General features: G+C 63.3%; 18 protein-coding genes, 1 tRNA gene and 1 other RNA gene. 7 read left to right on the top strand and 13 right to left on the bottom strand.

All coding sequences use genetic code 11. The annotated features are described in order from the left end of the window. Positions 1-51 precede the first annotated feature (51 nt). Entirely contained in the window at positions 52-2,964 is a 2,913-nt protein-coding gene (locus DVO78_RS03505; protein ID WP_120003427.1) for an FAD-binding and (Fe-S)-binding domain-containing protein, read from the top strand. Between the two features lie 25 nt (positions 2,965-2,989). Here DVO78_RS03505 and DVO78_RS03500 read toward each other — a convergent pair whose 3' ends face one another. From DVO78_RS03500 to DVO78_RS03475, 6 genes are read right to left on the bottom strand one after another with little or no spacing between them, the layout of a single operon-like run. Beyond that, complete coding sequence (locus DVO78_RS03500) at positions 2,990-4,246, bottom strand: PucR family transcriptional regulator (protein ID WP_120003426.1); 1,257 nt, start codon at positions 4,244-4,246, stop codon at positions 2,990-2,992. Between the two features lie 26 nt (positions 4,247-4,272). Further along, complete coding sequence (locus DVO78_RS03495) at positions 4,273-5,196, bottom strand: PCC domain-containing protein (RefSeq protein ID WP_120003425.1); 924 nt, start codon at positions 5,194-5,196, stop codon at positions 4,273-4,275. A 9-nt stretch (positions 5,197-5,205) separates the two neighbouring features. Then, positions 5,206-5,994, bottom strand: a complete 789-nt coding sequence (locus DVO78_RS03490) for an SDR family NAD(P)-dependent oxidoreductase (RefSeq protein WP_120003424.1) — start codon at positions 5,992-5,994, stop codon at positions 5,206-5,208. Positions 5,995-5,997: 3 nt separating this feature from the next. Then, positions 5,998-7,476 carry a TRAP transporter large permease gene (locus tag DVO78_RS03485; RefSeq protein ID WP_120003423.1) on the bottom strand — a complete coding sequence of 493 codons (1,479 nt, stop codon included), beginning with the start codon at positions 7,474-7,476 and terminating at the stop codon, positions 5,998-6,000. Then, positions 7,473-7,964 (bottom strand): TRAP transporter small permease, encoded by a 492-nt coding sequence (locus DVO78_RS03480; protein WP_120003422.1) that lies wholly within the window; start codon positions 7,962-7,964, stop codon positions 7,473-7,475. Before DVO78_RS03480 ends, DVO78_RS03485 begins: the two co-directional genes overlap by 4 nt. A 3-nt stretch (positions 7,965-7,967) precedes the next feature. Further along, positions 7,968-8,966, bottom strand: a complete 999-nt coding sequence (locus tag DVO78_RS03475; RefSeq protein ID WP_120003421.1) for a DctP family TRAP transporter solute-binding subunit — start codon at positions 8,964-8,966, stop codon at positions 7,968-7,970. Between the two features lie 61 nt (positions 8,967-9,027). Between DVO78_RS03475 and DVO78_RS03470 the strand changes: the two genes are divergently transcribed. Beyond that, entirely contained in the window at positions 9,028-9,921 is an 894-nt protein-coding gene (locus DVO78_RS03470) for a FadR/GntR family transcriptional regulator (protein WP_157983841.1), read from the top strand. A 14-nt stretch (positions 9,922-9,935) separates the two neighbouring features. Here DVO78_RS03470 and DVO78_RS03465 read toward each other — a convergent pair whose 3' ends face one another. Then, a complete protein-coding gene (locus DVO78_RS03465) occupies positions 9,936-11,219 on the bottom strand; it encodes a YeeE/YedE family protein (RefSeq protein WP_120003419.1) in 1,284 nt (427 codons plus the stop codon). A 107-nt stretch (positions 11,220-11,326) separates the two neighbouring features. Continuing rightward, positions 11,327-12,517: a sulfurtransferase gene (locus tag DVO78_RS03460; protein ID WP_120003418.1), complete on the bottom strand. Its 1,191-nt coding sequence runs from the start codon at positions 12,515-12,517 to the stop codon at positions 11,327-11,329. A 224-nt stretch (positions 12,518-12,741) separates the two neighbouring features. Here DVO78_RS03460 and guaB point away from each other — a divergent pair, with 224 nt between their 5' ends. Together guaB and DVO78_RS03450 are read left to right on the top strand one after the other, a co-directional pair. After that, positions 12,742-14,262, top strand: a complete 1,521-nt coding sequence (guaB, locus tag DVO78_RS03455) for an IMP dehydrogenase (RefSeq protein WP_120003417.1) — start codon at positions 12,742-12,744, stop codon at positions 14,260-14,262. Positions 14,263-14,276: 14 nt separating this feature from the next. Next, positions 14,277-15,410, top strand: a complete 1,134-nt coding sequence (locus DVO78_RS03450) for a GuaB3 family IMP dehydrogenase-related protein (protein ID WP_120003416.1) — start codon at positions 14,277-14,279, stop codon at positions 15,408-15,410. A 35-nt stretch (positions 15,411-15,445) separates the two neighbouring features. On the opposite strand, the gene DVO78_RS03445 is transcribed toward DVO78_RS03450, so the two are convergent. Beyond that, on the bottom strand, positions 15,446-16,651 hold the full coding sequence (locus tag DVO78_RS03445) for a hypothetical protein (protein ID WP_120003415.1): 1,206 nt from the start codon (positions 16,649-16,651) through the stop codon (positions 15,446-15,448). Positions 16,652-16,848: 197 nt separating this feature from the next. Further along, positions 16,849-20,967, bottom strand: a complete 4,119-nt coding sequence (locus tag DVO78_RS03440; RefSeq protein ID WP_120003414.1) for an ExeM/NucH family extracellular endonuclease — start codon at positions 20,965-20,967, stop codon at positions 16,849-16,851. A 146-nt stretch (positions 20,968-21,113) separates the two neighbouring features. On the opposite strand from DVO78_RS03440, the gene DVO78_RS17710 reads away from it, so the two are divergent. Continuing rightward, positions 21,114-22,619, top strand: coding sequence for an alpha/beta fold hydrolase (locus tag DVO78_RS17710; protein WP_202912077.1), 1,506 nt, complete (start codon positions 21,114-21,116; stop codon positions 22,617-22,619). 45 nt (positions 22,620-22,664) lie between these two features. Here DVO78_RS17710 and DVO78_RS03425 read toward each other — a convergent pair. Both DVO78_RS03425 and DVO78_RS03420 read right to left on the bottom strand, forming a co-directional pair. Beyond that, positions 22,665-22,756, bottom strand: a tRNA-Ser gene (locus DVO78_RS03425). Positions 22,757-22,845: 89 nt separating this feature from the next. Then, positions 22,846-23,625 carry a tyrosine-protein phosphatase gene (locus DVO78_RS03420; RefSeq protein ID WP_157983840.1) on the bottom strand — a complete coding sequence of 260 codons (780 nt, stop codon included), beginning with the start codon at positions 23,623-23,625 and terminating at the stop codon, positions 22,846-22,848. Between the two features lie 55 nt (positions 23,626-23,680). Between DVO78_RS03420 and ffs the strand changes: the two genes are divergently transcribed. Next, positions 23,681-23,777, top strand: an RNA gene (ffs, locus tag DVO78_RS03415) — signal recognition particle sRNA small type. A gap of 77 nt (positions 23,778-23,854) precedes the next feature. Further along, positions 23,855-24,259 (top strand): hypothetical protein, encoded by a 405-nt coding sequence (locus DVO78_RS03410; RefSeq protein WP_238385124.1) that lies wholly within the window; start codon positions 23,855-23,857, stop codon positions 24,257-24,259. Here the strand turns inward: DVO78_RS03410 and DVO78_RS03405 are convergent. Then, a complete protein-coding gene (locus tag DVO78_RS03405) occupies positions 24,256-24,948 on the bottom strand; it encodes a thermonuclease family protein (RefSeq protein ID WP_238385123.1) in 693 nt (230 codons plus the stop codon). The genes DVO78_RS03410 and DVO78_RS03405 overlap by 4 nt on opposite strands. Positions 24,949-25,428: the final 480 nt, after the last annotated feature.

Below are 25,428 nucleotides of genomic sequence, written 5' to 3'. Positions count from 1 at the left end.
CAGAATTAAGGCAGACTTGAACCACCCTCGCCTATCTCTCAAGGAGCCTGCATGTCGTTGCTGTCCAATACGTCCGGACCTTCATCGATCAGTGGTCGCGGACCAGGGCTGGGCAAGCATGCGGTCTCCTCGTCGCTCAGCGATGACGCCGCGAAGGATTTGCGGACCTGGGGCGGGGGGTCTGGGTTGGTGGAGTCGGAGTTGGAGCGGCGGGTGATGGCTCATGATGCCTCCAGCTATTTGTTGCAGCCTCAGGCTGTGGTTCGTCCGGGGACGGTTGAAGCTGTGGCAGAGCTGTTTGGTGTGGTCGATAGGAATGGTCTGGGGTTGACCTTCCGCTCTGGTGGTACTTCCTTGTCTGGTCAAGCGGTGAGTGATCAGCTGTTGGTGGACACTCGGAGGAACTTTCGGAGTATTGAGGTTCTTGATCAGGGGCAGCGGGTGCGGGTTCAGCCCGGTGCCACGGTGCGTCAGGTGAATCAGCGGTTGGCTCGCTTCGGGCGTAAGCTGGGGCCGGATCCGGCTAGCGAGATCGCCTGCACCATCGGTGGAGTAATTGCCAACAATTCTTCGGGGATGCATTGTGGCATCGAGTTCAATACGTATCAGACATTGGAGTCAATGGTTTTGGTGACACCATCGGGCACAGTGGTGGACACCGGAGCCCAGGATGCGGATCAGCTGCTGCAGGAGATGGAGCCGGGGTTACATGCTGGGTTGGTGGAACTGCGCCAGCGGATTCTGGCAGATCCGAAGTCGGTGGAAACCATACGGCAGCAATTCTCGATGAAGAACACTATGGGTTACGGGTTGAATTCATTCCTCGACCATGAGCTTCCGGTGAAGATCCTCGAGCATCTGATGATCGGCTCAGAAGGCACTCTAGGTTTTGTGGCAGAAGCTGTTTTCCGCACAGTGGAAGTCATGCCTGAGGTGAGCACAGGGCTGTTGGTTTTCCCTGATCTGGTGACCGCCACTAAGGCGGTGCCCGAACTGGTGGATGCTGAGTCTGCGACTGTTGAGCTGTTGGATGCTACTTCGCTGCGGGTCTCTCAGCGTTCGGGGAAGGTGCCGGGGCAGGTCGCGCAGATTGCCGTCGGGGACCATGCCGCGCTGCTGGTGGAGTTTCAGGGCCGGGATGAGGACGAGCTCAGTCAGCGCAGGCAGCGCGCCGAGGAGGTCTTCACCCAGTTCAATCTGAGTACTCCGGTGAGGCTGACGGTGGATCCTGCGGAGCGGGCCGCGCTGTGGAAGGTCCGGAAGGGCCTCTACGCTGCTGTGGCGGGTAGTCGTCCCTCGGGCTTCAATGCGTTGTTGGAGGATGTGGTGGTGCCGGTGGGTGATTTGGGGGCGACCTGCAGGCAGCTGACGAGTCTGTTTGAGTCCCATGGGTATGAGGATTCGGTGATTTTCGGACATGCCAAGGACGGCAATATTCATTTCATGCTCAATGAGCGATTCGACGACCCTGTTTCGTTGCGTCGGTATGAGCGGTTCACCGAGGAGATGGTGGATCTGGTGCTGCAGCGCAGTGGATCGCTGAAGGCCGAGCACGGGACTGGGCGGATTATGGCCCCCTTTGTCCGGCAGCAGTACGGTGATGAGCTCTATGAGGTGATGTGCAGGCTGAAAGCCCTGTTGGATCCGCGCGGGGCGTTCAACCCCGGGGTGGTGATCAACGATGATCCCCGGTCCTATTTGCAGAACCTGAAATCTGTTCCGCCGGTGGAGGAAGAGGTCGATCGGTGTGTGGAATGTGGATACTGCGAACCAGTGTGCCCCTCAAAGGATCTCACGCTGACTCCGCGCCAGCGCATTGTGGGCCGGCGTGCTATCGCTGAGGCTGAGGCGGAGGGTGACACCGCCACAGCTCAGCGGCTTCGCCGGGAGTACGACTATGAGGGGCTGCAGACCTGCGCAGCCGATGGCATGTGTGTGACCGCCTGTCCGGTGAACATCAATACCGGTGACCTGGTACGCCGGCTGCGCCAGGAGAACCACTCGGTGATCGCTGACCGAGCCTGGGCAGCTGCGGCGAACTCGTGGAAGAGCGCCACTGGGCTGCTGAGCACCGGGCTCACAGTGGCTAAGGCGCTGCCGGCTGCCTTGCCACGAGCTGTGACATCGGTGGGGCGGTCGGTGGCCGGGGCCGAGTACGTGCCGCAGTATCAGCGACGTCTTCCCCGCGGTGGGCCCCGCCGCCCCCAGGTCCAGGATAGGGACGCTATCGCGGTGTTCTTCCCTGCTTGTGTATCGACGATGTTCGGCAGTGGTGAGCTGCCGGAACAGAGTCCCAAGAACGAGCTCACTGCCGCGGAGGCCTTCCTGAGGTTGTGTGAACGGGCCGGGGTCCCGGTGACTGTGCCAGAAGGCATCGCCGCGGCATGCTGCGGCACGCCGTGGAAATCCAAGGGGCTTCCCTCCGGGTACGCGACGATGACTGAGCGGACCTTGGGGATGCTGTGGGAGGCCACCGACTATGGTCGGCTTCCGGTGGTCTGTGATGCCTCTTCCTGCACTGAAGGGCTGATGACTATGCAGCAGACGGCGCAGGAGGGCCCACAGTACAGCGCTCTCCGCTTTGTTGACTCAGTGGAGTTCATCGGGGAGCAGGTACTGGCCCAGCTCACGGTGACCCAGCCAGTGGACTCCATGGTGCTGCACCCGACCTGCTCCTCAGTGCAACTGGGTCTGAATGAAGCGTTCGAATCCCTTGCCGGTGCCATATCACACCATGTGGAGATCCCTGAGTCCTGGGGCTGCTGCGCCTACGCCGGGGACCGGGGAATGCTCCACCCGGAACTCACCGCATCCGCGACCCGGCAGGAAGCCGAGGAAGTCCAGCGCCGGCACTACGACGCTTACGCCTCACTGAACCGAACCTGCGAACAGGGAATGACAGAAGCGACCGGACACACCTACCGCCACATCCTCCAACACCTGGAACAAGCCACCCGAAGCTGAGCTGAGACCGAGGTGCGATGAGCCCTCAGCGCTCGTCTTCTAGAAGCATCGGGAGCATAGTCAGCCCCAGATGCAGGCTCAGCCGTGTCCTTCCGTCGGAGAGGTCGAGTCCGGCCAGGTCGGAGATCCTGCCCAACCTGTAGTACAGGGTGGTTCGGTGGATGTGCAGTGCCTCGGCGGAGGCAGGCCCGTTGCCCCCGTGATCCAGATACACGCGTAGGGTGCGGATAAGTTCATCAAAAGGAACGGCCTTGAGCAGTCGCTGCATTTCGTCGGGCAGCAGAGACCGCGACAGGTGGGTACGAGGCAAACCCAGAAGCACCCCCATGGGCCCGAGCTTCGACCAGAATGTGACAGGTTCGGCCGTCAGGCCCTGCTGTGCAGCCTTCAGCGCGGCCCCTGCCTGTCGAGCGGAGGCGTAGGCATGTTCCACACCCCTGACGGTGGATCCGCACCCGATCCGCAGCGAGGCTCCCTCGGGGGCCGCCTCAATGAACATGCGACGGATCCGGCTGATCTCTTCGGACGCCCATTCCCCGGTGTGCGCAGGGCTTTCCACTGCGTCCCGGCAGCCCAGGAGCAGCACGGCGGTGTCCTCGGCGACCGCCGAGAGCATCTGGGTCACAGGCGACTGTGGAGACATGTGCCGCGGGCGTGCCACGTCGTGCAGCGCCACACGGACTTGCGCCTGTCGCAGTTCAGAGGGTTGTGGATCATCGACAGCCATCCGGGTCACCATCAGGTGGGTCAACGGCTGCGGGGCGAGATCCGCCAGACCCTGCTGCCGACGAGCTGGATCATCTGACAAGAGATCCCACAGTGCCTGATCGTGCTGAGCTTCGCCCGCAGCCGGGTACAGCCGAGCTTCCATCAGCGGAGCAAGAAGCTGAGAACTCCGACGGATCAGGTCCAGGTCCTCCGGGGTGAGCGAATCCCCAGGGTCGACCAACATGATCATCCCGATCATGTCCTCTCCGGGCCGTCCCGGCCTTCGGATCGGTGTACAGACCCTCGGATGGATCATGCCAAGTTCAGGATTGGGCGGAATCCTTCCCGGCCCGGTCCAGGAGGGCACACCGTGAGCAAAGATATAGCTGACGACGTCGGTACCCGTGTCCCGCTGCAGAAGAGCACGGATGCGCAGTGGATCTTCATCACCGAAGTGCGCACTGCGGTAGAGATTTCGCACCATGGGGTCATTGACCAATACAGATCGACGCAACCGTTGGGCCAGAGCGTCGACTTCGGTCTGAATCGCCTCGTCGTAGGTGAACTCTGCCATTGGTACCACACTCCACCTTCTACCTTCTACGCTGACGCCAGGAGCAGCTCGAAGGTGACCGCGACCGGATTCTCCCCGGGGATCAGATAACCGCTGTGGACGGTACCGTGGAGATCAACGAGCGTGCAGTGCAGCTGATGCACCGCTCCAGGTTCGCCCGCAGCAGCAGAGGGCGCCAGCCCCTTGACAGTGCCGCTGAGGGTGATGACCTCAGTAGCGGGACCATCGATGATCACACGGTGACCCTCCTCTGACACCAGCACCCCGCCGATCAAGCTGCCCAGCCCGGCAACGACCCGGATTGCGTCGAAACCTGATTCCCGCCCGATATGACGCACTGCTTCGGTAATATCCTCATCGGGAAGCACGCGTGCCACTGTGAAGTCATGAGGTTCACTGGCAGATCGTTGGGGGTTATGCCTGCTGTGCGGTTCGAATGCGGGCATCATCGTTTCTGGGTCCGTGATGCTTTCCCACTCGGCGGCGCGCAACCCGGACACTGTCACTTCCGGTGCGGGAGATCCGACCATGGTCGCCGGCCAGATATGACCGCCCTGGGTCACGCCCTGTTCATCTCTCCAGCGTAGGTGAGCGTGGACGAACGGCATCCCCTCACGCAGCCCCACGGTGGCAGACCCTCCGGTCAGCTGAGCGTTGTGGGTGACTTGCTCTGGGGAGAACCATGCGGCGCGCTGGCCGGTTCCCTCCGCGGGGAAGCAGTAGTTCAGGGTAGCCAGGACACCCGCTGAGAACGAGACGGACCCGGACGTCACACCCAGGCCAGCGGTCAGGCGGATCAGTTCATCCACCAATCGCTCACCGGGCTGGAGCCGCCCCGTCACGCTGACAGCCTGCGTGGGCTGCACGAGCAGACGCTCGGCGTTGCGCGGTCCCGGATGAGGCAGCGCACGCGGCAGCCCTGGCGGGCGCATCGAGGTCTCTGCGGTCATCTGCAGCCACTATCCGATGGCCGAACCGCCGCAGACCTTCAGCGTCTCCCCGGTGACGAAGCCAGTGCGAGGAGAGGCCAGGTACGCGACAGCACCTGCGATGTCCTCTGGATCCCCCATGCGTTTGATGGCCTGGTTGTCCAGCGGATAGTCGACATCGGAGGTCAAAGGAGTAGCGACAGGGCCGGGGGCCACTGAGTTGGCGGTGATGCCCAGCGCCCCTACGTCCTTCGCCAGCCATTTGGTGAAGGCGATGATACCTCCCTTAGAGGCGGCATACGCCGGCCCGGAGCGACCGCCGCCCTCTCCTGAGGAGTAGGGACCGCCCATAATGCCGGAGATGGAACTGATGTTGATGATCCGCCCATAGCCCTGGTTGCGCATATGCGGGTAGATCGCTGCTTGGGTGAAGAGGTAGGTTCCCTTCAGGTTTGTGGCGATATCCCGATCCCAGGTGTCGTCGTCCATTGCCTCAAGATCGATCCGTGCTGCGGTGCCGGCATTGTTGACCAGAACATCCAGCCGTCCGAAGCGTTCGACGACGCCGGCCACGCACCGGGTTACCTGGGCTCGGTCGCGTACATCCGCAGTCCACGCTGCCGCGTTGTCTCCTAGCCTGGCGGCGACGTCGTCCGCACCTCCAATATCGACGACGGCGACCTGCGCGCCCTGTGAAATCAGTTCCTGGGCGATGCCGTATCCGATGCCACGCGCCCCTCCGGTGACCAGGCAGACCTGCCCGGTCAAATCGGAGGAGGTGGGTACCGGAGCGGCGCCTTCGGTGTGAGTGGTTGACACGGATCAGACTCCTAAGAGGTCGGGCAGCCAGTTGCTCAGCTGCGGTATGAAGGTCACCAGAATGAGGACCACGAGTCCGGCCCCCAGGAACGGCCAGATCCCTCGGGTAGCCTCGGTGTATGAGATCTTGGCGATGCTGCCGGCCACCAGCAGATTGACACCTACTGGGGGAGTGACCAGGCCGAGCGCCAGATTGATAGTCATCATCACACCGATCGTGGTGATGTCCATGCCCAGTTCCAGCAGTACAGGGACCAGCAGTGGGACTAGCAGGTAGAACGCGGAGACTGCATCAAGGAACATGCCGGCGATCAGCAGGATGATATTGATCAGCAGGATGAGCAGCAAAGTGCTCTCAGTCAGGGAGAGCAAAGAATCTGAAACCCGGGCTGCAATGCCGTGCCTGGTGATGACATAGGCATACAACGAGGCGGCAGCCACGATGATCATGATTCGTGAAGACTGCACTCCGGCTGTGGTGAAGACCTTGAACAGTCCGGTGAACTTCAGGTCTCGGCTGAAGAACAGGCCGACCAGCAGCGCATAGACGCACGCCACGGCTGCTGACTCTGTCGGGGTGAAGATACCGCCGTAGATGCCACCCAGAATGATGACCGGCACCAGCAAACCGGGGATGGCACGGAGAAAGGCCATACCTATTTCACTCCACGGCGCGCGGCCGGTGCGTTCACCGACTTCTGTGTCGGTGTCGACAGTGTCTTCGAGAGTGATAATGCCATCGGTGGCTGTGCTGCCGGCGGTGATCGCGACAGGACTCTGTGTGCTGCCGCCGGCTGGGGTACTGGAGGATTTGGGCGTCAGCCCCAATCGGTCCATGCCTTTTTCGACATTGCGGCTGGAGTTCTCTGTCAGCTGCTCTACATGGCGGGGGAGGTAACGGGCGACGCAGTAGAAGGCCAACCCCATGAGGATCCCGGGAATCACACCGGCCATGAAGAGTCTGCTGATGGACACCCGTTGATGATCGCTGGCGACCACTGCGAAGACGATGAACGCGATGCTTGGAGGGATCACAATGCCCATGCCCCCGGCACTGGCTAAGAGCGATGCTGCGTGGCGTTTGGAGTAGCCGTGCTTGACCAGTGCAGGAATGAGCACGGCACCCAGTGCCGCCACTGTCGCCGGCCCTGAGCCGGAGATCGCTGCGAACAGCAGTGCTGCGATGATCGCGGTCAGCGCCAGTCCGCTCTTACGGTGCCCGACCACTTTGTCCGCGAACTCGATCAGCCGTGTGGAGATGCCCGTCAGTTCCATGATCACGCCGGCAAGGATGAAGAACGGTATCGCTAGCAGCGTCTCTGAGGACATGGACGCGTACATGACACCGGCGGCCGGATTGAGCGCGTGGGTGCCGGTGGCGTAGAGGATCGTGATGACGGCGGAGAGTCCCATGGAGAATGCGATGGGAATGCCCAGCAGCACAAGGAGGAAGAAACTGCCGACGAGGATGAGTTCAATCATGCGGTGACTCCCTGTCCATCACTGCTGATGCGGCGAATCTGCACATAGCCTGCTTGTGCTGCTCGCACTGCACCCAGTGCGGCTCCAACGGGCAGAGCCATGGAGAAGATCCACTGAGGGATGCCCAGCGCGGGGGTGACCCGCCCCTGGTCAAACTGACGGGACGCCATCTCCCAGCCCAGCCACAGGAAGAGGAGGAAGAAGACGAGGGTGGCCGCCGCGATCAGGGAGACCATCACCGTTCGCAGCAGTCCCTTGGACATGGACGGCAGCAGGTCGAACCCCGGATGGGTGCCGAGCCGGACGCCTGCTGCGGCACCGACCATCGTGAGCAGCACAGCGAGGTTGACCACGATCTCTGTGGTGAAGGCTAGCGAGCCGTGCAACAGGTAGCGGCTGACAACGTTGGCGAAGTATACGGCGGTCATGGCAATAAAGGCTCCGATGATCACCGTGTTCTCGACGCGGGTGAGGATCTTGTCAAGCATGGGCTACTCCGGCTGGACTGCTTCCATGAGGTCCTCGGTCCAGTCTTCCTGGTGTGCGTCGTAGACCGGTTCCATGGCCTCACGGAATGCGGAGAGCTCATCATCGCTGAGCTCGACGACCTCCATATCCTCGCGAAGCTCAGCGAGCTGCTCTTCCTCCAGCTCTCGATTCTGCTGGATCTGGAAAGCATTGGCCTCGGCGGCAGCGTCTTGGACGATCTGCTGATCCTCTTCGCTCAGCGAGTCGTAGAGATCGGCGTTCATGCCCAGGATCAGCGGGTCGTAGACGTAGTTCCAGACGGTCAGGTGGTCCTGGACCTCCTGGAGACCGCTGGAGTAGATGACGTCATAGGGGTTCTCCTGGCCGTCGATAGTGCCGGTCTGCAGGGAGGTGTAGACCTCGGCGAAGTTCATGGTGGTGGGATCCGCACCGAGCTCGTTGAAGATGTTCAGGAACAGGCTGGAGCCAGGCACCCGGATGACGAGGTTAGCCAAATCATCAGGGCTGGTCACCGGAGTGTCAGTGGTGGTCAGCTGCCGGAAGCCGGATTCTCCGAAGCCGAGCATCTCGACGCCCATTTCACGGCTGAGCTCGCGGTAGGCGTCTTCGGCGCCGGCTTCGATCGCTGAATCGGCCTGCTCGTAGTCGGCGAACAAGAACGGGGCGTTGATGGCGCTGAACCTGGAGTCCAGTCCGTCGTAGATGATGGTGGAGTTGTAGGAGAACGCCTTGTCCCCGTTCATCAGCTGCTCAACGCCAGCGGCGGGGTCGCCGCCTGAGAGCTGCTCATTGGCGTGGATATTGAGCTGCATGCGTCCGTCGGACTCCTCGTCCAGAGTCTCACCGAACAACTCGGCTGCTTCGTACCACGTGGAGGTATTGCTGGTGGTGACCGTGAAGTCCCAGGTGTAGGTTTCTTCTTCTCCTCCGTCTCCGTCACCGCACGCGGTCACGCTCAGGGCTGTCAAGGACAGAATTGCGAGGGGGGCAGAGCGCTTCATGGGCCTCTCCATTCATCTAGGTCCTGTGAGTGTGGTCACAGATCGAGTGTGCATGTGAAGTGTGTCACGCACTGGTAATACCAGTCAACTCGAACGACTGATTGAGTTTTTTGGCAAGCAGATGATTGCTTTCAGTAAGCCTCACCGAAATGGTTGTTATGAAACCTATGGCTCATGCAATCGAGTTCTCATGGTTTACTATCGGGTCATGACTCCGGAAAATGAGGCTACAGTCCACGGTTCCGCAGCACGAGGTTATCGAGAGCGATTCACTGCTGCTCATTTTGGTGACCCTATTATTGGCGATTTAGTTGAACTTATTCGTGAAAAGAGACCAGGCGATAGATTGCCCAGCGAGCGAGAATTGTCTGCGCGGTTGGGCGTCAGCCGGACCGCCTTGCGCGATCGAATAGGTCGGCTGGAGGCGTTTGGTGTCATAGAGAGAAGAGAGCGGGAAGGGGCAATCTACACCGGGCTGCAGCCGGAGCGCATGGGCGAGGCGCTGATCATCGGACTGATCTCCGCGGAAATACATGTGGAGTCACTCAGCACGGTGCGTCAGGCCCTTGAGCGGGAGGCCGCCATCCTTGCGGCCAAGGACCCTGATCAAGATGGGATCCTGTCAATGAGAAGCGCAATACATAGGATGAATAATACAGATGACGGATCCGAGATATTTGCCGCAGACGCTGATTTTCATGAAGCACTTTTCACCGCCTCAAATTCTTCTGGTCTTCGTTTCCTCGCTCGTGTGCTGCGCACAGTCCTGCACGGCACCTTGCGTTTCGTGACACTCGCCGAGGAGCGAGAAATGGTCCGCGGCGTCCATGCAGACATTCTGGCGGCCATCGAATCCTGTGATCCGGAGAAAGCCCAGGTGGCGGTCGACCGGCATTTCGAACTGCTTGAAGGGCTCTTCGAAAAAGATGCACGCCACCGTGCGTTGGAGCAATGAGATCGCTCTAGCCATTACGGTGAAGGAGGGAACACCCCCGGAGCGGCTTTGCGGTGGAGGCCGAAGCGGAAGCCCAGGCCTGCGGCGACCACGATCGCGGAGCCGAAGACCCAGCCGGAGAGTGCGAAGGCCTGTGTCCCGGAGAGCAGGACCCCGATCGTGCAGCCCAGCCCAATCATCGCCCCCCAACCCAGGAGAATCCCGCCCGCAAGAGCGGTGGCGGAGTTGTACGCGGTGGTCTTCTCCAGCTGGACCCGCCGTCCGGGCAGGGCTGCGGCCAGCGAGGCCAGCACGATTCCCAGAATCAGCCAGCCGTTGGTGGTGATGGTATGGACCACCATGGCCACGCAGCCGGCCAGCCGTTCGTCCAGCCCCGGCATGAAGTGCGGCAGCCAGCTGGCCTCGGTCATTCCGGTGCGCGTCAGCGAAGAGATCTGCGAGGTCACCCCCAACGGCTGATCCTTGTAGTAGGCCAGTATCGCCAGCAGGCCCACTGCGGTGCCGGTGATCAGTGCAGGCCAGCGCTTGAAGAACAGCAGCCGGCGCACCTCCGTGGCGTCCACCACGCGGTCTCCGCGTCCGGCCACCGGCGGGTTCCAGCGCAGCAGCCATAGGCCGAGACCCACCAGTGCTCCGAGCTGGATCAGCACTGCCATCCCGTACCCGTTACCGGCCGGCAGCCACGGCACCGGGGCGCCGAGGATGAAGCTGGAGTACATGAAGTCCCAGCTCAGAAAGCCCAGACCGAAGCCGATGACGACGCCGCCCAAGGCAGGTATGGACCGCAGGTGTCCCTCTGGAAGCCGGTAGAGGTGCCCGGCGATGCAGCCCCCTGAGATGACCATGCCCAGGCCGAAGGCCAGGCCGGCGATCACCAGAGCGATCGAGACCGGGGCGATATGCGCATCAGTAGGGGTGTTCTCCCCGGTGGGAGTGGGGATGCGGGTGGAGAAGATCACCGCATAGCCGATCATCCCTACTGCGATCGAGACCAGGATCGCGTACATCCCCCGGCTGTCCTTCTTCTCAAACAGATCCCGGAACACGCAGAAGAAGCAGTACCGGCCACGCTCAAACAGGATCCCCAGCCCAGCCCCGACCAGCAGCATCAGCGCAGCGTTGGATCCGCCCAGTCCCTCACCGTCGGTGGTGCTCAGATACCAGGCCAGCCCCAGCAGCACCGCGGCCACCGTCACGGAGATCGAGGTGCGGATGGTGTCGCCGCGGGTCCATCCCAGTTCACGGTCGGCTTTGACCGCCACGGTGCGGGAGGTCTTCTGCGGGGGGTTTTCTAACATGGTCAGTCCTTGGTGGAGAGGCTGGTCGCAGGTGCTTTAGACAGCCGAATGCCGGGTCCGGCACAGATGTCCGGACCCGGCAGATGGGCCTTATTGCGCGGCGGGGATCAATCAGAGCTGCCCGACTGGCCCCAGAGGCCGGCACGCTCACCGGTGTTGTTGGCCACCGGAACGCCGACGCTGTTGCCCCACTCGGTCCAGGAGCCGTCATAGACGGCGACGTCCTCGCCCAGGATCTGGCTCAGGGCGTACCAGGTGTGGGAGGCGCGCTCGCCGATGCGGCAGTAGGCCACGCTCGGGTCGTCGAAGTCGACTCCGGCCTCCTCGTAGATCTCCCGGATCTCCTCGCCAGGGAGGAACTCGCCGGTCTCGTCGTCGACGATCTCGGTCCAGGTGACATTGACCGAACCGGGGATGTGCCCCCAGATGGAGGCACCCTCACCTTCGAAGATGTCCGGGTCGACCCCGATTTCACCGTCGTGCTCACCGGCGGAGCGAATATCGATCAGGTTCACCCCGGCTGCTGCCTCGCCGTCTGCTTCGGCGTTCTGCTCAGCGATCTCCAGGACCTCGGGCTGGAAGGCGCGGATATCGTGGTTCTGCGGCAGGGCTTCGAAATCGCCTTCGGGGACTGAGGGGACCTCTTCGACCAGCTCGCGGCCGTCGTAGGCTTCCCATTTGTGCAGGCCGCCGTCGAGCAGGCGGACGTCGCCGACCCCGTAGAGGTTGAAGACCCATGCGGCATAGGCGGCGAACCAGTTGTTGTTGTCGCCGTAGAGGATCACCGTGGTGTCGTCGTTGATGCCCAGTGACTGGGCCAGCTCGGTGAACTCGTCCTGATTGATGAACTCCCGGGTATTGGGCTGGGTGAACTCCTGGGACCACTCCAGATACTGAGCCTGGGGGATATGCGCCTCGGAGTAGGGAGTCAGCTCAGAGCTGGCCAGGTCCTCGGAGACATCCACCAGCACAATGCCTTGGTCGTAGAGCTCGCCCTCCTCCAGCCGGCCGGCCAGCCAGTCGGTGGTCACCAGAGGCTCGTCGGTATGAACCTCGTCGAAGCCGCGGTTCTCGCCGGGGATCTCCGCGGCGGTGACGGTGGAGGCGGCCTCTCCTGCCGTGGCACCCGAGCCGCCGGCAGCGGTGGTCTCGGCGTCGTCGCCGCCTGTGGAGTTGGCGATCGCGAAGCCTGCGGTGCCTGCCAGTGCGGCAACGGCCACCACGGTGATCCCGGTCTTCAGTCCAGAGTTCCTCCGCCCCGGCTGCGGGTCTGAGGAGATGGTGTCTTCGGTGCTCATCGGTGTGCCTTTCGGTCTGTGTGCGGTGCTCAGTATCTACTATGCGCGAAATCTTCATTTCTCCGCAGAGTTAAGTTCACACGGCGTCACATTGTCCACAAGCACGACGCCACCGCCTGCCCCGCAGAAGGCCGAGCGGGCTTTCTCGCTCGGTAGGAATGGCACTGCCAGTAGACTTGTTGACGCATGTCTGACCCGTCACCATTACTGCTGGAGGCCCCACTTTGAGCCACACCCACGATGAGGAGCACGACCCCTTCGCCCTGGTCGGTCTGACCTACGATGACGTGCTGCTGCTGCCCGGGGAGACCGATGTCATCCCCTCGGATGCTGACACCTCTACCCAGCTGACTCGGAACATCCGGCTGAACGCTCCGGTGGTCTCCGCGGCCATGGACACCGTCACCGAGGCCCCGATGGCCATCGGGCTGGCCAGACTGGGTGGCATCGGGATCATTCACCGGAACCTGTCGATCGAGGATCAAGCCCGGCAGGTCGATCAGGTCAAGCGCTCCGAGTCCGGCATGATCACCGACCCGGTGACCATCCGTCCGGATGCCACGCTCGCCGAGCTGGACGAGATCTGCGCCCACTACCGGATCTCGGGGCTGCCGGTGGTCGATGAGGCAGGCACTCTGGTGGGCATCATCACCAACCGCGACATTCGCTTCATCCCGGATTCCGAGTTCGCCTCCCTGAACGTGCACGAAAAGATGACCCGTGCACCGCTGATCACGGCGAAGGAAGGCATCACCAACGCTGAGGTGCTCAGGATCTTCAGTGAGCACCGCGTAGAGAAGCTGCCGCTGGTCGACGACGCCGGCAAGCTCACCGGCCTGATCACCATCAAAGACTTCGACAAGGCCGATAAGTACCCCCAGGCCACCAAGGATGACGAGGGTCGGCTGCGGGTCGGTGCGGCCGTGGGCTTCTTCGGCGACGGTTATGAGCGGGCCATGGCCCTGGTGGAGGCAGGGGCCGATGTCCTGGTGGTTGACACCGCCAACGGTCATACCCGCGGGGTGCAGGAGATGATCGCCCGGATCAAGTCTGATCATGCCTCTGCAGGCGTCGATGTGATCGGCGGGCAGGTCGTCACCAAGGCCGGTGCGGCAGCGCTGATCGAGGCCGGAGCCGATGCGATCAAGGTCGGCGTCGGACCCGGCTCCATCTGCACCACCCGGGTGGTGGCAGGGGTCGGCATGCCCCAGGTGACGGCTATCCACGAATCCGCCAAAGCAGCGATCCCCGCCGGTGTGCCGGTGATCGCCGACGGCGGGCTGCAGCACCCCGGCGATATCGGCAAGGCCCTGGTGGCCGGTGCAAGTTCTGTGATGCTCGGCTCGCTGCTGGCCGGAGCGGCCGAGTCCCCGGGCGATCTGGTCTTCTACAACGGCAAGCAGTTCAAGGCCTACCGCGGCATGGGCTCTCTGGGAGCGATGCAGACCCGCGGCAAGAACACTTCCTACTCCAAGGACCGCTACTTCCAGGCCGATGTGCCCGATGACGAGAAGCTCATCCCGGAGGGCATCGAAGGCCAGGTACCCTACCGCGGGCCGCTCTCGGCAGTGCTGCACCAGCTCACCGGTGGGCTGCGCCAGGCCATGTTCTACGTCGGAGCCCACACCATCGATGAGCTCAAGGCGAAGGGCAGGTTCGTCCGCATCACCCCGGCAGGGCTGAAGGAATCCCATCCGCATGATGTGATGATGACCGTCGAGGCCCCCAACTACCGTGGCCGGTAAGGAATGAGGAATCAGTGAACGAGATTCAGATTGGACTGGCCAAGTCCGGGCGCCGGGCCTGGGCGCTCGACGACGTCAACCTCACCCCGTCACGCCGCACCCGCAGTCCGCAGGATGTCTCGCTGGACTGGCAGATCGACGCCTACACCTTCTCCATGCCGGTGATCGGCGCGCCGATGGACTCGGTGATGTCGCCGGCCACGGCGATCAGCCTGGGCAGGCTCGGAGGTCTGGGCGTGCTCAACCTGGAGGGCCTGTGGACCCGTTACGAGGACCCCGAGCCGGTGCTGGAGGAGATCACTCACCTTGAGGCCGAAGAGATCTCCCCGGCCAACACCCGGCGGCTGCAGGAGATCTACGCCGAGCCGGTCAAAGCCGAACTGATCACCGCCCGGCTGGCAGAGATCCGCGAGGCCGGCGTCGTCGTCTCCGGTTCCCTGACCCCGCAGAACACCAAGGAGTTCTACCAGACCGTGGTGGACGCCGGGGTGGATATGTTCGTGATCCGCGGGACCACCGTCTCCGCCGAGCATGTCTCAGAGACCCAGGATCCGCTGAACCTCAAGGAGTTCATCTATGAGCTCGATGTGCCGGTGATCGTCGGCGGAGCTGCCGGATATACGCCTGCGCTGCATCTGATGCGCACCGGTGCTGCCGGGGTGTTGGCCGGTTTCGGCGGGGGCAGTGCGACGACCACCCACCGCGCCCTGGGCATCCGGGTGCCGATGGCCACCGCCATCAGTGACATCGCCGCCGCCCGCCGGGACTATCTGGACGAGTCCGGCGGACGGTATGTGCATGTGATCGCCGACGGCGGACTGGGCTCCTCCGGGGACATCGTCAAAGCATTGGCTATGGGGGCCGATGCGGTGATGCTGGGGGCGACCCTGGCACGGGCGGCAGAGGCTCCTGGCCGGGGCTGGCACTGGGGCTCAGAGGCGGTGCATCCGGTCTTCCCGCGCGGGCACCGCACCAAGGTGGGGACGGTGGCTTCCCTGGAAGAAGTGCTGCTTGGCCCAGGCCATCACACCGACGGCTCCTCCAACCTCATGGGCGGGCTGCGCCACGCGATGGCCTCCTGCGGCTACGTGGACCTCAAATCCTTCCAGCGCGTGGCTGCCACCGTCTCACCGACCACGAACTGCTGAGCTGATCCCGCCGCCGCCGCAGAAGGGCATGCGGCTCAGGCGGCGCTGCGGCGGGTGCGGACCAGGTAGATGAGTCCGGCGATGATCAGCACACCGCCGGCGATCGCCAGGCCGATGATCCAGTGGGTGGTGCTCTCAGTATCCGAGGTTTCCTCAAACTCAGTCGGCTCGGTCTCCTCGGTGTCCTCCGGCTCGGGCGTCTCAGTGGGCTCTGGGCTCTCGGTCTCCGCGTCCTCGGGCTCTTGGGCCTCACCTTCGCCGGTCTGGCCCTCATCGGGGCCGGCCACGGAGTCGGGGATGGGCCAGATGCTGCGGTCGGAGTAGCCGGCTTCGGTCTCGTGGACACCGGGGTCGCCCGGCTGCAGGGACTCACCGTCGGCACTGAGCCCAAAGGGTGTCCAGCCGATCAGACCGTCGGACTCATTGGTGGCCACCAGCCCGTAGATCCCGTTGTACTCGACGTCCTCGCTGCTGACCGAGGTGCTCCACTGCGGGTACTCGGCGCCGTCGTCGGCCAGCTGGGCGGGCAGGAAGACCGCCTCCTCGCCGCCCGGGGGCAGCAGCCAGAGGTCGATGTTGGCCAATGAGGTCTCGACTTCCACGGTGAACTCCTGGTCCAGGGGAATCACCGGCTCATCCCGCAGGATGCTGACCAGCCCGTAGGTGTCCTCCGTCAGGACCTCCAGAGTGGGCGAATCGCTGCTGGGTTCGGTGTTCTCGTTGTGGTCGGGCACCGGCCAGATATCAGTGGGCTGTCCCACAAAGTCCCGCGGGTCATCGTCTAGTGCCACTGGGTAGGCGGTCCATGTGATCAGGTCTCCGCTGGAGGAGTCCACAGCGGTGAACGCGTACCATTCGGAGGTCGGAATCTCAGCGCTGGGAAGGTTGACTTCGATGAGCTCCACACTGATCTCGGGATAGGTGTCCGAGCCCGGGTTCTGATACGTCTCTGACTCGGTCTCCCCGGAACCGATGAGGATGGAGCCGCCCTCGGGGGAGAGCGCCCAGATCTCCACCGAGTCTGGAATCTCGAAGTCGTCGGCGGCCAGCATGAGGTCGAACTCGCTGTCCACCGGGAAGGAACCGGCACCCTCGCCGAGTGTGACGCCGCCATAGGTGTCCTCGGAGAGCTGATCACGCTCCGGCTCGGTGGCCTGCGCGGCGGCAGGCGCTGTCAGGATGAGGATGGAGGCTGCGCCGAAAGCAGTGAGTAGTCGTATGGATGCCGGTGTGCGTGTCATGGTGAGTCATTCCTCGCGTAGATTTCTGTTGAGTTGAAGCGCTCACCACGACACTAGACTCTTTGCGAAAGCAATTCAAGGTGAATTTGAGCAAATAATGTAACGATCATCGTGATGTGGTCACCATCGGATAACCTCCATGACGACGTCCGCACACCACGGATCTTCCACCGGCCCCGGGTGCGCGTGCGGCGGAATCAGTCCAGAGCGCTGAGTTCACGGCGGGAGAGCCGCAGCACCAGGGCTCCCAGGCCCATCAGCAGCAGGGCCGCCAGAAGCACTCCGCCGATCGCGGCACCGGTGATGGCCAGGCCGTCACCGGTGCCCTCCTCCGCAGCCGGTGGTGGGCCCTCGGGGTCTGTCGGCTCCCCAGGTCCTGGGGCGGCGTCGTCCTCTTCCTCCTCATCGGCGGGCGGGGCCGGACTGTCCGCAAAGGCGATATCGGCCACGATCGGATCGTGGTCGGAGGAACGCCACTGGTCCAGCCGGAAGATGTCGCTGGCACTGCCGTTGTGTCGGGAGTACTCCAGGGCGATCGGCTCCACAGCGTTGATCGGCCAGATCTCGGTATGGGTGACCGACTCCGCGGCAGCAGGCGAGGAGATCAGGTGGTCAAGGGACCCGACCTCGGCCTGGAACATATAGCTGAAGTTCCCGGTCTCTGCGGAGAGGTTGGTGTAACCGGAGTCGAAGAACACCTGCAGCGGGTCCTCCTTCTCGTAGGAGTTGAAGTCGCCCATCAAGTGCACGTTCTCGGTGCCGGTGGCCTCGATCAGCGCATCGGCGAAGGCCTGCACTCCCTGGGCCTGGTAGATGCGGTCATAGTTCCAGGGTGACTGGCCGTCGCCCTGGTCGGCATTGGGATCGTCATCCTCGACGCCGGAGGCGCCCTTGGACTTGAAGTGGTTCACGATCGCGATGAACCTGTCCTCGTCCTCGCCGTCCACCGGTTGGAACTCGACAGCGTAGGGTTCGCGGGCGTTGGAGTAGATATCGGCCAGATCGCGGTCCAGGTCCTCGAAGTGCTCGGGGTTCAGTTCGGTGATTCCCTCATCGAACAGGATCCAGCTATCGGTGACTTCCAGGGCCTCGGGCTTGTAGATGTAGCCGTTGCGGATCACATCCTCATCCTCCAGCGGAGGCACCTGGTCAGGCTCGGACACATAGTCCCACCCCTGGTGGCCGAGGTCCTCGTTCAGCGCCTCCACCAGGCGGGCATGGGCGTAGTCACGGTCACCTTGCGCGTGGAAGTGGCCGGAGTTCTCCACCTCCTGAAGTGCGACCAGGTCAGCGTCCATCGCGTTGATCGCGGCGACGATCTTGGCCTGCTGGCGCTCAAAGGCTTCGGTGCTCCAGGCACCGCGCACATCGCACCAATCGGTGGTGGTGGGGTTGCCCTCACGGTCTTCGAAGTACTCGCACCCTTCCTCGTCCTCGCCGAGGTGAACGAAGTAGTTCAGCACGTTGAACCCGGCGATCCGCAGGTCGGCGGTGCGCTCGGCCGGAGCCTCGTTGCCGCTGCGGGTGTTCTCGAAGCTGGCTGGGGCCGCCGGGTCCTGCGGGCCGTCCAGCCTGGTGGTGGGCTGCAGCCGGTATTCGCCGAAGTCGTAGTGGACGATCACCGGGTGGTCGAACTCCACCCCTGCGCCCACGCGCACCGGATCTTCGGCGGTGAGGTAGGGAAGCTCCAGGTCAGAGTTCTGGAAGTCATTGGTGGCGCCGTCGTCCAGGTAGACCAGCCGCTCACGGTTCTGCTGTGCCAGCTCTGCGGCGGACTCACCCGGCTCCACCACGGAGGTGGGGTTGAACAGGGGGTCCTCGCCGGCCACAATGCCGATCTCACCGTACCGGTTCAGCGTGAAGTGGTCGGTGACCGTATAGGCCCCCTGCGGGTCGATGAGCATGCCCAGCAGGGAGTCGCGCTGTTCAGCGGCCTCGGGGAACTCAAGCTCAGCGGGCACCACCGGGTCGAAGTCCTCATCCTCGATCACCAGCAGCTCGTGGTGCGGTGTCTGGTCTGAGCCGGGGTAGAGGCTGATCTGCTTCTGCCCGCTGGCCTCGTGCACGGTGGCATCACCGGTCAGCTCCACGTAGTCGCCGATCTCCACCTCAGCCTCCCCAGGCTCATCGCCCACTGTCCAGGGTGAGTAGACAAAGATGGCTTCAGAGGTCTCGTGGTCCTCCAGATCCAGCTGACCGCCGGTGCCCTCGGCCTGGATGTAGAACCCGGAGTAGCTGCGTTCGCTGGGGTAGACGCCGGTGACCACTCCGCGGGTGGTCACCGGGACATCGCCGGTGTCCTGATGGTCATCGAGGCCTTCGACGATCTCGGAGATCTCGTAGTCGCCGGCTTCTTCGGCGGTCTCCTCATCGATCTGGACGGAGAGCTCGATCTCGGTCCCGGTGACCGGTTCGGTCAGCACCAGGGGGAGTTCGCCGTTCTCGCCGGTCTCATCGGGCACCTCCAGGCGGACCTCTGCCTGACCGCGCTCATCGGAGTCGTCGGTGTAGGTCAGGTCGATCTCGAACTCCTCGGTGACGGTCTCGCCCAGCTGCACCTCCAGGGTCTCGCCGACCGGCACGTCAGGATGGGCATAGGCCAGCGAAGAGACATCGAGTTCCAACGCATCACCGGGGGAGTAGGTGGCCTCCTCATCGGTGATCCAGTGAAGCCCGACGCCGCCGCGGGCCAGATCAGGCTCCAGGGTTCCCAGCTCACGGCCGTAGTCCACGAAGGCTTCCAGGTCGTTCTGCCCGGTGTCATGGAGTTCCAGGGCTTCTCCTGCGACTCGCAGATTGTCGCCGCCGGCAGCCATGTAGGAGTTCATGGCGACCTGATAGGTCTGGTCCGGGTCCACGGATTCGCCGTCGATCCATACCCCGGTGATCCGTTCGCCCAGGTCAGCCTGCGGGTCATAGGTGTAGAAGACGTTCTCAGACTGCCCGTGCCGGGAGAATCTGCCGTCTTCGCGCCATTGCTGCTCAAACAGCTGATAGACCTGGTCTCCGGTGTAGGTGCCGACCACCAGCGTGTTGGCGAACGGCTGGACGTTGCCGAGATCGCGGATGGTGACATCGCCCAGCGGCAGATCATCGCGCAGCCCGCCGGAGTTGGTGATGGCGAAATCAGTCTCGGGATTGGTCTCCTGGACTGCCCACAGCTGGGCGTCGGCGACCAACTCACCGATGGTGGAGGCGGCAGCGCGGTTGTCCCACTCTCCGTCCTCTTCGAAGGCGCGGGCGAAGGGGATCTCCCCGATGACCTCGGCGACGACTTCGGAGCCGAGCTCATCGGCCACGGCCGCGGCATCGGACACGATCTGCTCCACCTCGGGGTGGCTGTCGCAGAACGGGTCGCCGCCGGGCCACAGGTCGACCAGCTCCATCTCAGAGCTGATGATCTCATCGGCCTCGGTGTCGTAGCTGACCTCCCAGGAGACGAAGTAGGGCACATATTCACCGCCCTGGCCCACCCAGAGCCCGTCGACGTCGTGGGCATAGGCCTGATGGGTGTGCCCGGAGAACACCGCGGAGATGGACGGGTGGGCGTTGTTGATCAGCTCACCGAAGGGCTGGCCCTCTGCGGCGTCCAGGCTGCCGCCGGGCAGACCCTCGTGGGTGACCACGGTGACCACATCGGCCAGATCGTTGTCGGTGAGGTACTCGGCGTAATAGTTGGCCTCGTCGCTCAGCGAGGTCCACTCGATGTGGTCGATTCCGGCGGGATTGACCAGCCGCGGCATGTCCTCGGTGTTCAGGCCGATGAAGGCTACGCGCACGCCGTCGACCTCGTGGATGTAGTAGGGCTCATAGAGATGCTCACCGGTCTGCGCGTCCCGCGCATTGGCGCCGACCCAGGAGAAGTCGGAAAGCGGGATGACGCGTTCGTCGAAGTCGGCAGCCCCCTGGTCGAACTCGTGGTTGCCCAGACTGGAGACATCCAAGCCCATGGCGTTGAGAGCCTCGATGGTCGGCTCGTCGTCCTGGATGAAACTGGTGAACGTGGTCGCACCGATGCTGTCGCCGGCGGCGCTGAGGATCACATTGCCGCTGTTCTGTTCACGGTAATGCTCCACAGCGCAGGCCATGACCACTGCGGATTCTTCGAGCCTGCCGTGGAAGTCGTTGAAGCCCAGAACCTGGAACTCGACGACGCCTTCGGCTGTCTCGTCAGGGGTTTCCTCGGTATCAGCCTGAGCGGCTGAGGCAAAGCCGATCAGGGCCGCGGTGAGCCCTCCGGCAGTCATCAGCGCCGACGCCAGCCGTCGTGACGTGATGCGCGGCGCCTGATCAGGCGCGGCAGGCTCTGGGGTCATGGTGGTTCCGATCCTCAATCTCAGGCTCTATGCGGTGATTCAGTTCTGTGCAGTGATTTCTGTGCAGTGATACATCTCAATGCAGTGATGCCGCTATGCGCAGTGACGGTGACTCGTCGCACAACCTCTACCTTAGCGAGGTTAAGATGAACGCTGTGCAACATGAACCTGTGGGCAGGTATCAGGTGGTCCCGGCCGCCTTCGTGCTGCTGGTGGATGCCCGGGACCGGGTTCTGCTGACCTACCGGCGTGGCACCGGCTATATGGATGAGCATTGGTCATTCGGCGCGGCCGGTCATGTGGAGACAGGTGAGACGGTGCTCCAGGCTGCGGTCCGTGAAACCCATGAGGAACTCGGAGTGACTCTCCGTGAGGCAGACCTGCTGCCGATGACAGTGGGGCACCGAACCTCTGGCAACGGCAGGCCCATCGATGAGCGGGTGGACTTCTTCTTCTCTGTGCGATGCTGGGAGGGAGAGCCTGACATTCAAGAGCCGGACAAGGCCGCCGAGCTGCGCTGGGTCAGCCTGGACGACCCGCCGGAGCCGGTGGTGCCCCATGAGCTGCTCGTCCTGCAGCAGTGGAGGCAGGGAACCCTGGCCCCGGTCAGCACCTTCGGGTTCCCTTCTGCGCTGCAGGAGCCCGGTAGGCTTGGGCCCGTTCATCGCGGTGACCGGGTGAAGGTTCAGGCCGAGGCAAAAGATACCAGGGAGACCGAAGAAGAGCTCATGGATGGTGATCACCAAAGATATGCCGCCTTTCTCCCCGACAGCTACCGGGAACTGCTCAAAACTGCCCCAGAGGTGACCTACTGGGATTGGTCAGGACACCATGTCCGGATTCTGCGGCGGCGGAGACCTGAAGCACCTGTCCGGCTGATCCTGATCCACGGCGCCGGTGGCCACGCTGCTGCTCTATGGCCTTTCGCCGCCATACTGCCTGCTGAGATCTTTGAGATTGCTGCTGTCGATCTTCCCCTCTATGGGGGAACGGAATCACCGGATCCGATCGCTGTGAGGTACCAGGACTGGTTGGACCTGCTGAACGATTTCGTCGATGCTGAAGACGACGGGCGGCCGTTGGTGCTGCTGGGTGCCAGCATCGGTGGGATGGTCGCCTACGAGGTCGCAGCTCGCGGCGAGCGTGTGTCAGCAGTTGCTGCTACATGCCTTCTGGATCCACGGGATCTGCACGCTCGTGCGGTCATGACCAAATTCGGCAAACTGGGGGCGCTCAGTGGATGCCTGACATGGATGGTGAGGGGCCCATTGACCCGACGGCGTATTCCGATGAGCTGGGTTGCCGCGTTGTCCAAGATGAGCCGCAATCCGGAACTCTCAGCGCTTTGTGCGCAGGACCCGCGCGGAGGTGGTGTGAGGGTGCCTTTGGGCTTTCTCGCCTCGTATATGAACTACCGGCACACCGCCCCGGAGTCCATGGCCACCCCGGTGCTGCTAGTCCATCCTGAAGCTGACGACTGGACACCTGTGAGAGTCAGCCGTCGGTGGTTCGACCGCATTGCCGCGGATAAGCAGCTGGTGCTGCTGCCGGACGCTGGGCATTTCCCGATTGAGGAGTCCGGCGTCGAGGTCCTGGTCGACACCCTCATTGCTCTGGGACAACACATCGGCAGGGGCAAGCGGCAGCAATAAGAAAAGTGCCAAGACATCGACGGAACGATGTCTTGGCACTTCACATGGCGGAGACGGAGGGATTTGAACCCTCGGCAGAGAATTAACCCTGCACCACCATTCCAGGGTGGCTCCTTCGGCCGCTCGGTCACGTCTCCATAATGGTCACTCAGTAATGAGGACCGGTACATCGTAGCCGAAAACCGGGCCGGTTCGCACATCGGAACCAGCCGGAGCCTCTCTGCCGCTATTCCACGAGCTTCGCGTGCAGGCTCTCCGAGAGCGTGCTGGGGTCGGTTTCACGCCGGAGCAGGTCTCTGATCCCACCGGCGCCACCGAGTTCGCTGATCATCGAATCCATGGAGTCCGCGGTAGCTGAAAGCAGCGGATGCCCTGAGGCGAAGAAGTCAGCGGCTCGCTTGGCGTCCTCTGCATCGTCATCCGGTGCGGTGTAAGCGGTCATCCTCAGTCGCTCGAAGATGGCCACTAGGTTCTGCTCGGTGCGGGCGTAGTCCTCCACGATCTCGCTGTGATCGGCCCCCAGCAGCAGCAGCACCACAGCGGCCAGGATCCCGGTGCGGTCTTTGCCCGCAGCACAGTGGAACAGCACCCCGCCCGGTGAGGTGCCGATGATCTCCAGCCCTTCAGCGACCTCATGGATATGGCCGCGCACCAACCCTGCATACCAACGGCCCACATCAGCGGGGGAGCGCACGGCCGGGGCCGCCTCCACCAAGGCCAGGGGGTTCACCGCGGTCTCGGCCAGTGGCAGGTGGTGGGCGGAGACACCCAGCTCGGCCACCGCCCGGTGCGGAGACCGGATCACCTCAGGTGTGGAGCGCAGGTCCAGCACCGCGGTCAGGCCCTGGGCCGCCAGCGCGGCGATCTCATCGCGTGGAGAAACGGTGGGGTCGTCACCCCGCCACAGCACCGCGGGCCGGACCCTCCCGCCCTCTACGGTGATTCCGCCCAGGTCGCGGAGGTTGACCAGCGGCCGGGGGGCAATGGTGGCGTCGTCGTATGTCATCACCGTCATCATAGAGGCAGTTCGCGCCTACCGTGCCTCTCGCGATACCATGGACGACGGCCCCACGCGTGGTGCCATCCTGCTGAACTCCCCCAGGACCGGAAGGTAGCAAGGGTAGGCGGGCTCTGGCAGGTGCGCGTGGGGCTCTCAATTTCTACCTGTCGTAGAAAACGGCGGTAGACTGGTTTGGGCGAGCACCGTACGACTGCACTGAACTTCAAGGAGCGCTATGACCCGCGAATACTCCACCTCCCCGATGCCCAGACTGACCTTCATCACCGGTGCGATCCTGGTGGTCGTCGGCGTCGGCGGCTACCTCGTCTCTGTGGCCAGCGACACCGCGCACTGGACGGCACTGATCCCGGCCATCATCGGAGCCCTGCTGCTTCTCAGCGGCGCCATCGCGCTGAAGAATCTCATGGCAGGCATCCACATCGCACTGCTGCTGGCCCTGCTGGGGGCCCTGGGCATGATCATGCCGCTGCAGAACCTGGGCGCGCTGTTCGCCGGTGAGGCCGAGCGGCCCGCCGCAGTGGTCTCAGCATTGATCTCGGTCATCGTGCTGGTGGTCTACCTGGTGCTGGGCGTGCGCAGCTTCCTTGCCGCCCGCCGCTGGAAGAAAGAGAACGCCTAGCCGACCGGCTCGCCGACCCGACAGCCCAGACCCTCTGAGAACAGCCCATCTCCGGCCTCCTCGGCCAGGCCCCATGCCTGTTGGATCACCTCCAAGTACCTGTCATTGGGTGCGAAGTACACCGGCTCACCCCAACCCTGCAATGCCATCTGCTCATTGATGAACAGCTCGGTGGTGAACACTCCGGCCAGAAGCCGCCCATAGCGGTCACGCTGCTCCTGGTCGAACTCCAGCACGACGACGTCGCCGGGACTCAGCAGCCCGCGGATCGCCTCCGAGGCTTCCGGGCCTCCGCATTCCACCGGGGTGTGAGGGCTGACGGTCTCCGGGGTATCGATGTTCAACAGCCTCACGCGCTCCTCGGTGCCGTCCGCCTCCACCACGATGGTGTCACCGTCGATGACCCGGACCAGCTCCACTGCCACGGCGTCCTCCGAGAAGCCGTCCGGAACCTCCAGCGGCCGATTCTCCCACCAGTGGATGGTCACCGCGGTCAGAACAGCAACCACAATGACCGCCAACCAGGCCCAGGCCCGGCGGGTCAAAGGTTGGCGGCGTAACCTGTTCCCCCTGCTGCCGTGCCGGTCCCCGCTGACGCCCGAGTCGGCGCGGCGGCGCGCCTGATGCCGCATGGGCCGCCTGCCTCGGCCCGATAAGGCTTGTTGCCGGAGTCCTCGAGTGTTCATCATCGGGCATCACTGTAGCCTTTGGCCCCCACCCCTCAGGTGGAAGTCCGCTATGTGGATCCGGGTGTCGCGGCCTGCTCCCTGCCGTAGGCTCCGTGCCCAGACCTCTGACAGTGGCGCTGAGTGCTAGATTCTCTCTGTTTTCATCGCCAGCGACGGAAGGAGGTGGAGAGAATCTAGCACTCGCTGGAAGTTGTCGGGCAGGTGAGACGCAGGTACAGGGTGCGCAGTGTGGGGTTGGGCGAGGACGTGGCTGGGCGAGGTCGTCGCGGCGGGCGAAATCCCCGGAGGTATGGAGATCGCCGACGGGTTCTTGGCAGTTGGCGCAAGATATGACGCCCAGGTGCCCAGAACGGACCGGCACGCGGGCAGAAATCGGTGCCAGATGTGCTAGTTCTTCGAAAACGCGAAGAAATGCAAATCTTTACCTGGTTTGAGGTGGCGGCCGGGTTGCAGAGTGGCGAAAACTAGTGAATGTCAGCG

It is taken from the genome of Nesterenkonia muleiensis (assembly GCF_003600155.1).
Lineage (GTDB): Bacteria > Actinomycetota > Actinomycetes > Actinomycetales > Micrococcaceae > Nesterenkonia > Nesterenkonia muleiensis.
Note: the sequence above shows the minus strand (reverse complement) of the source record. Positions and strands in the feature narration are given on the sequence as shown.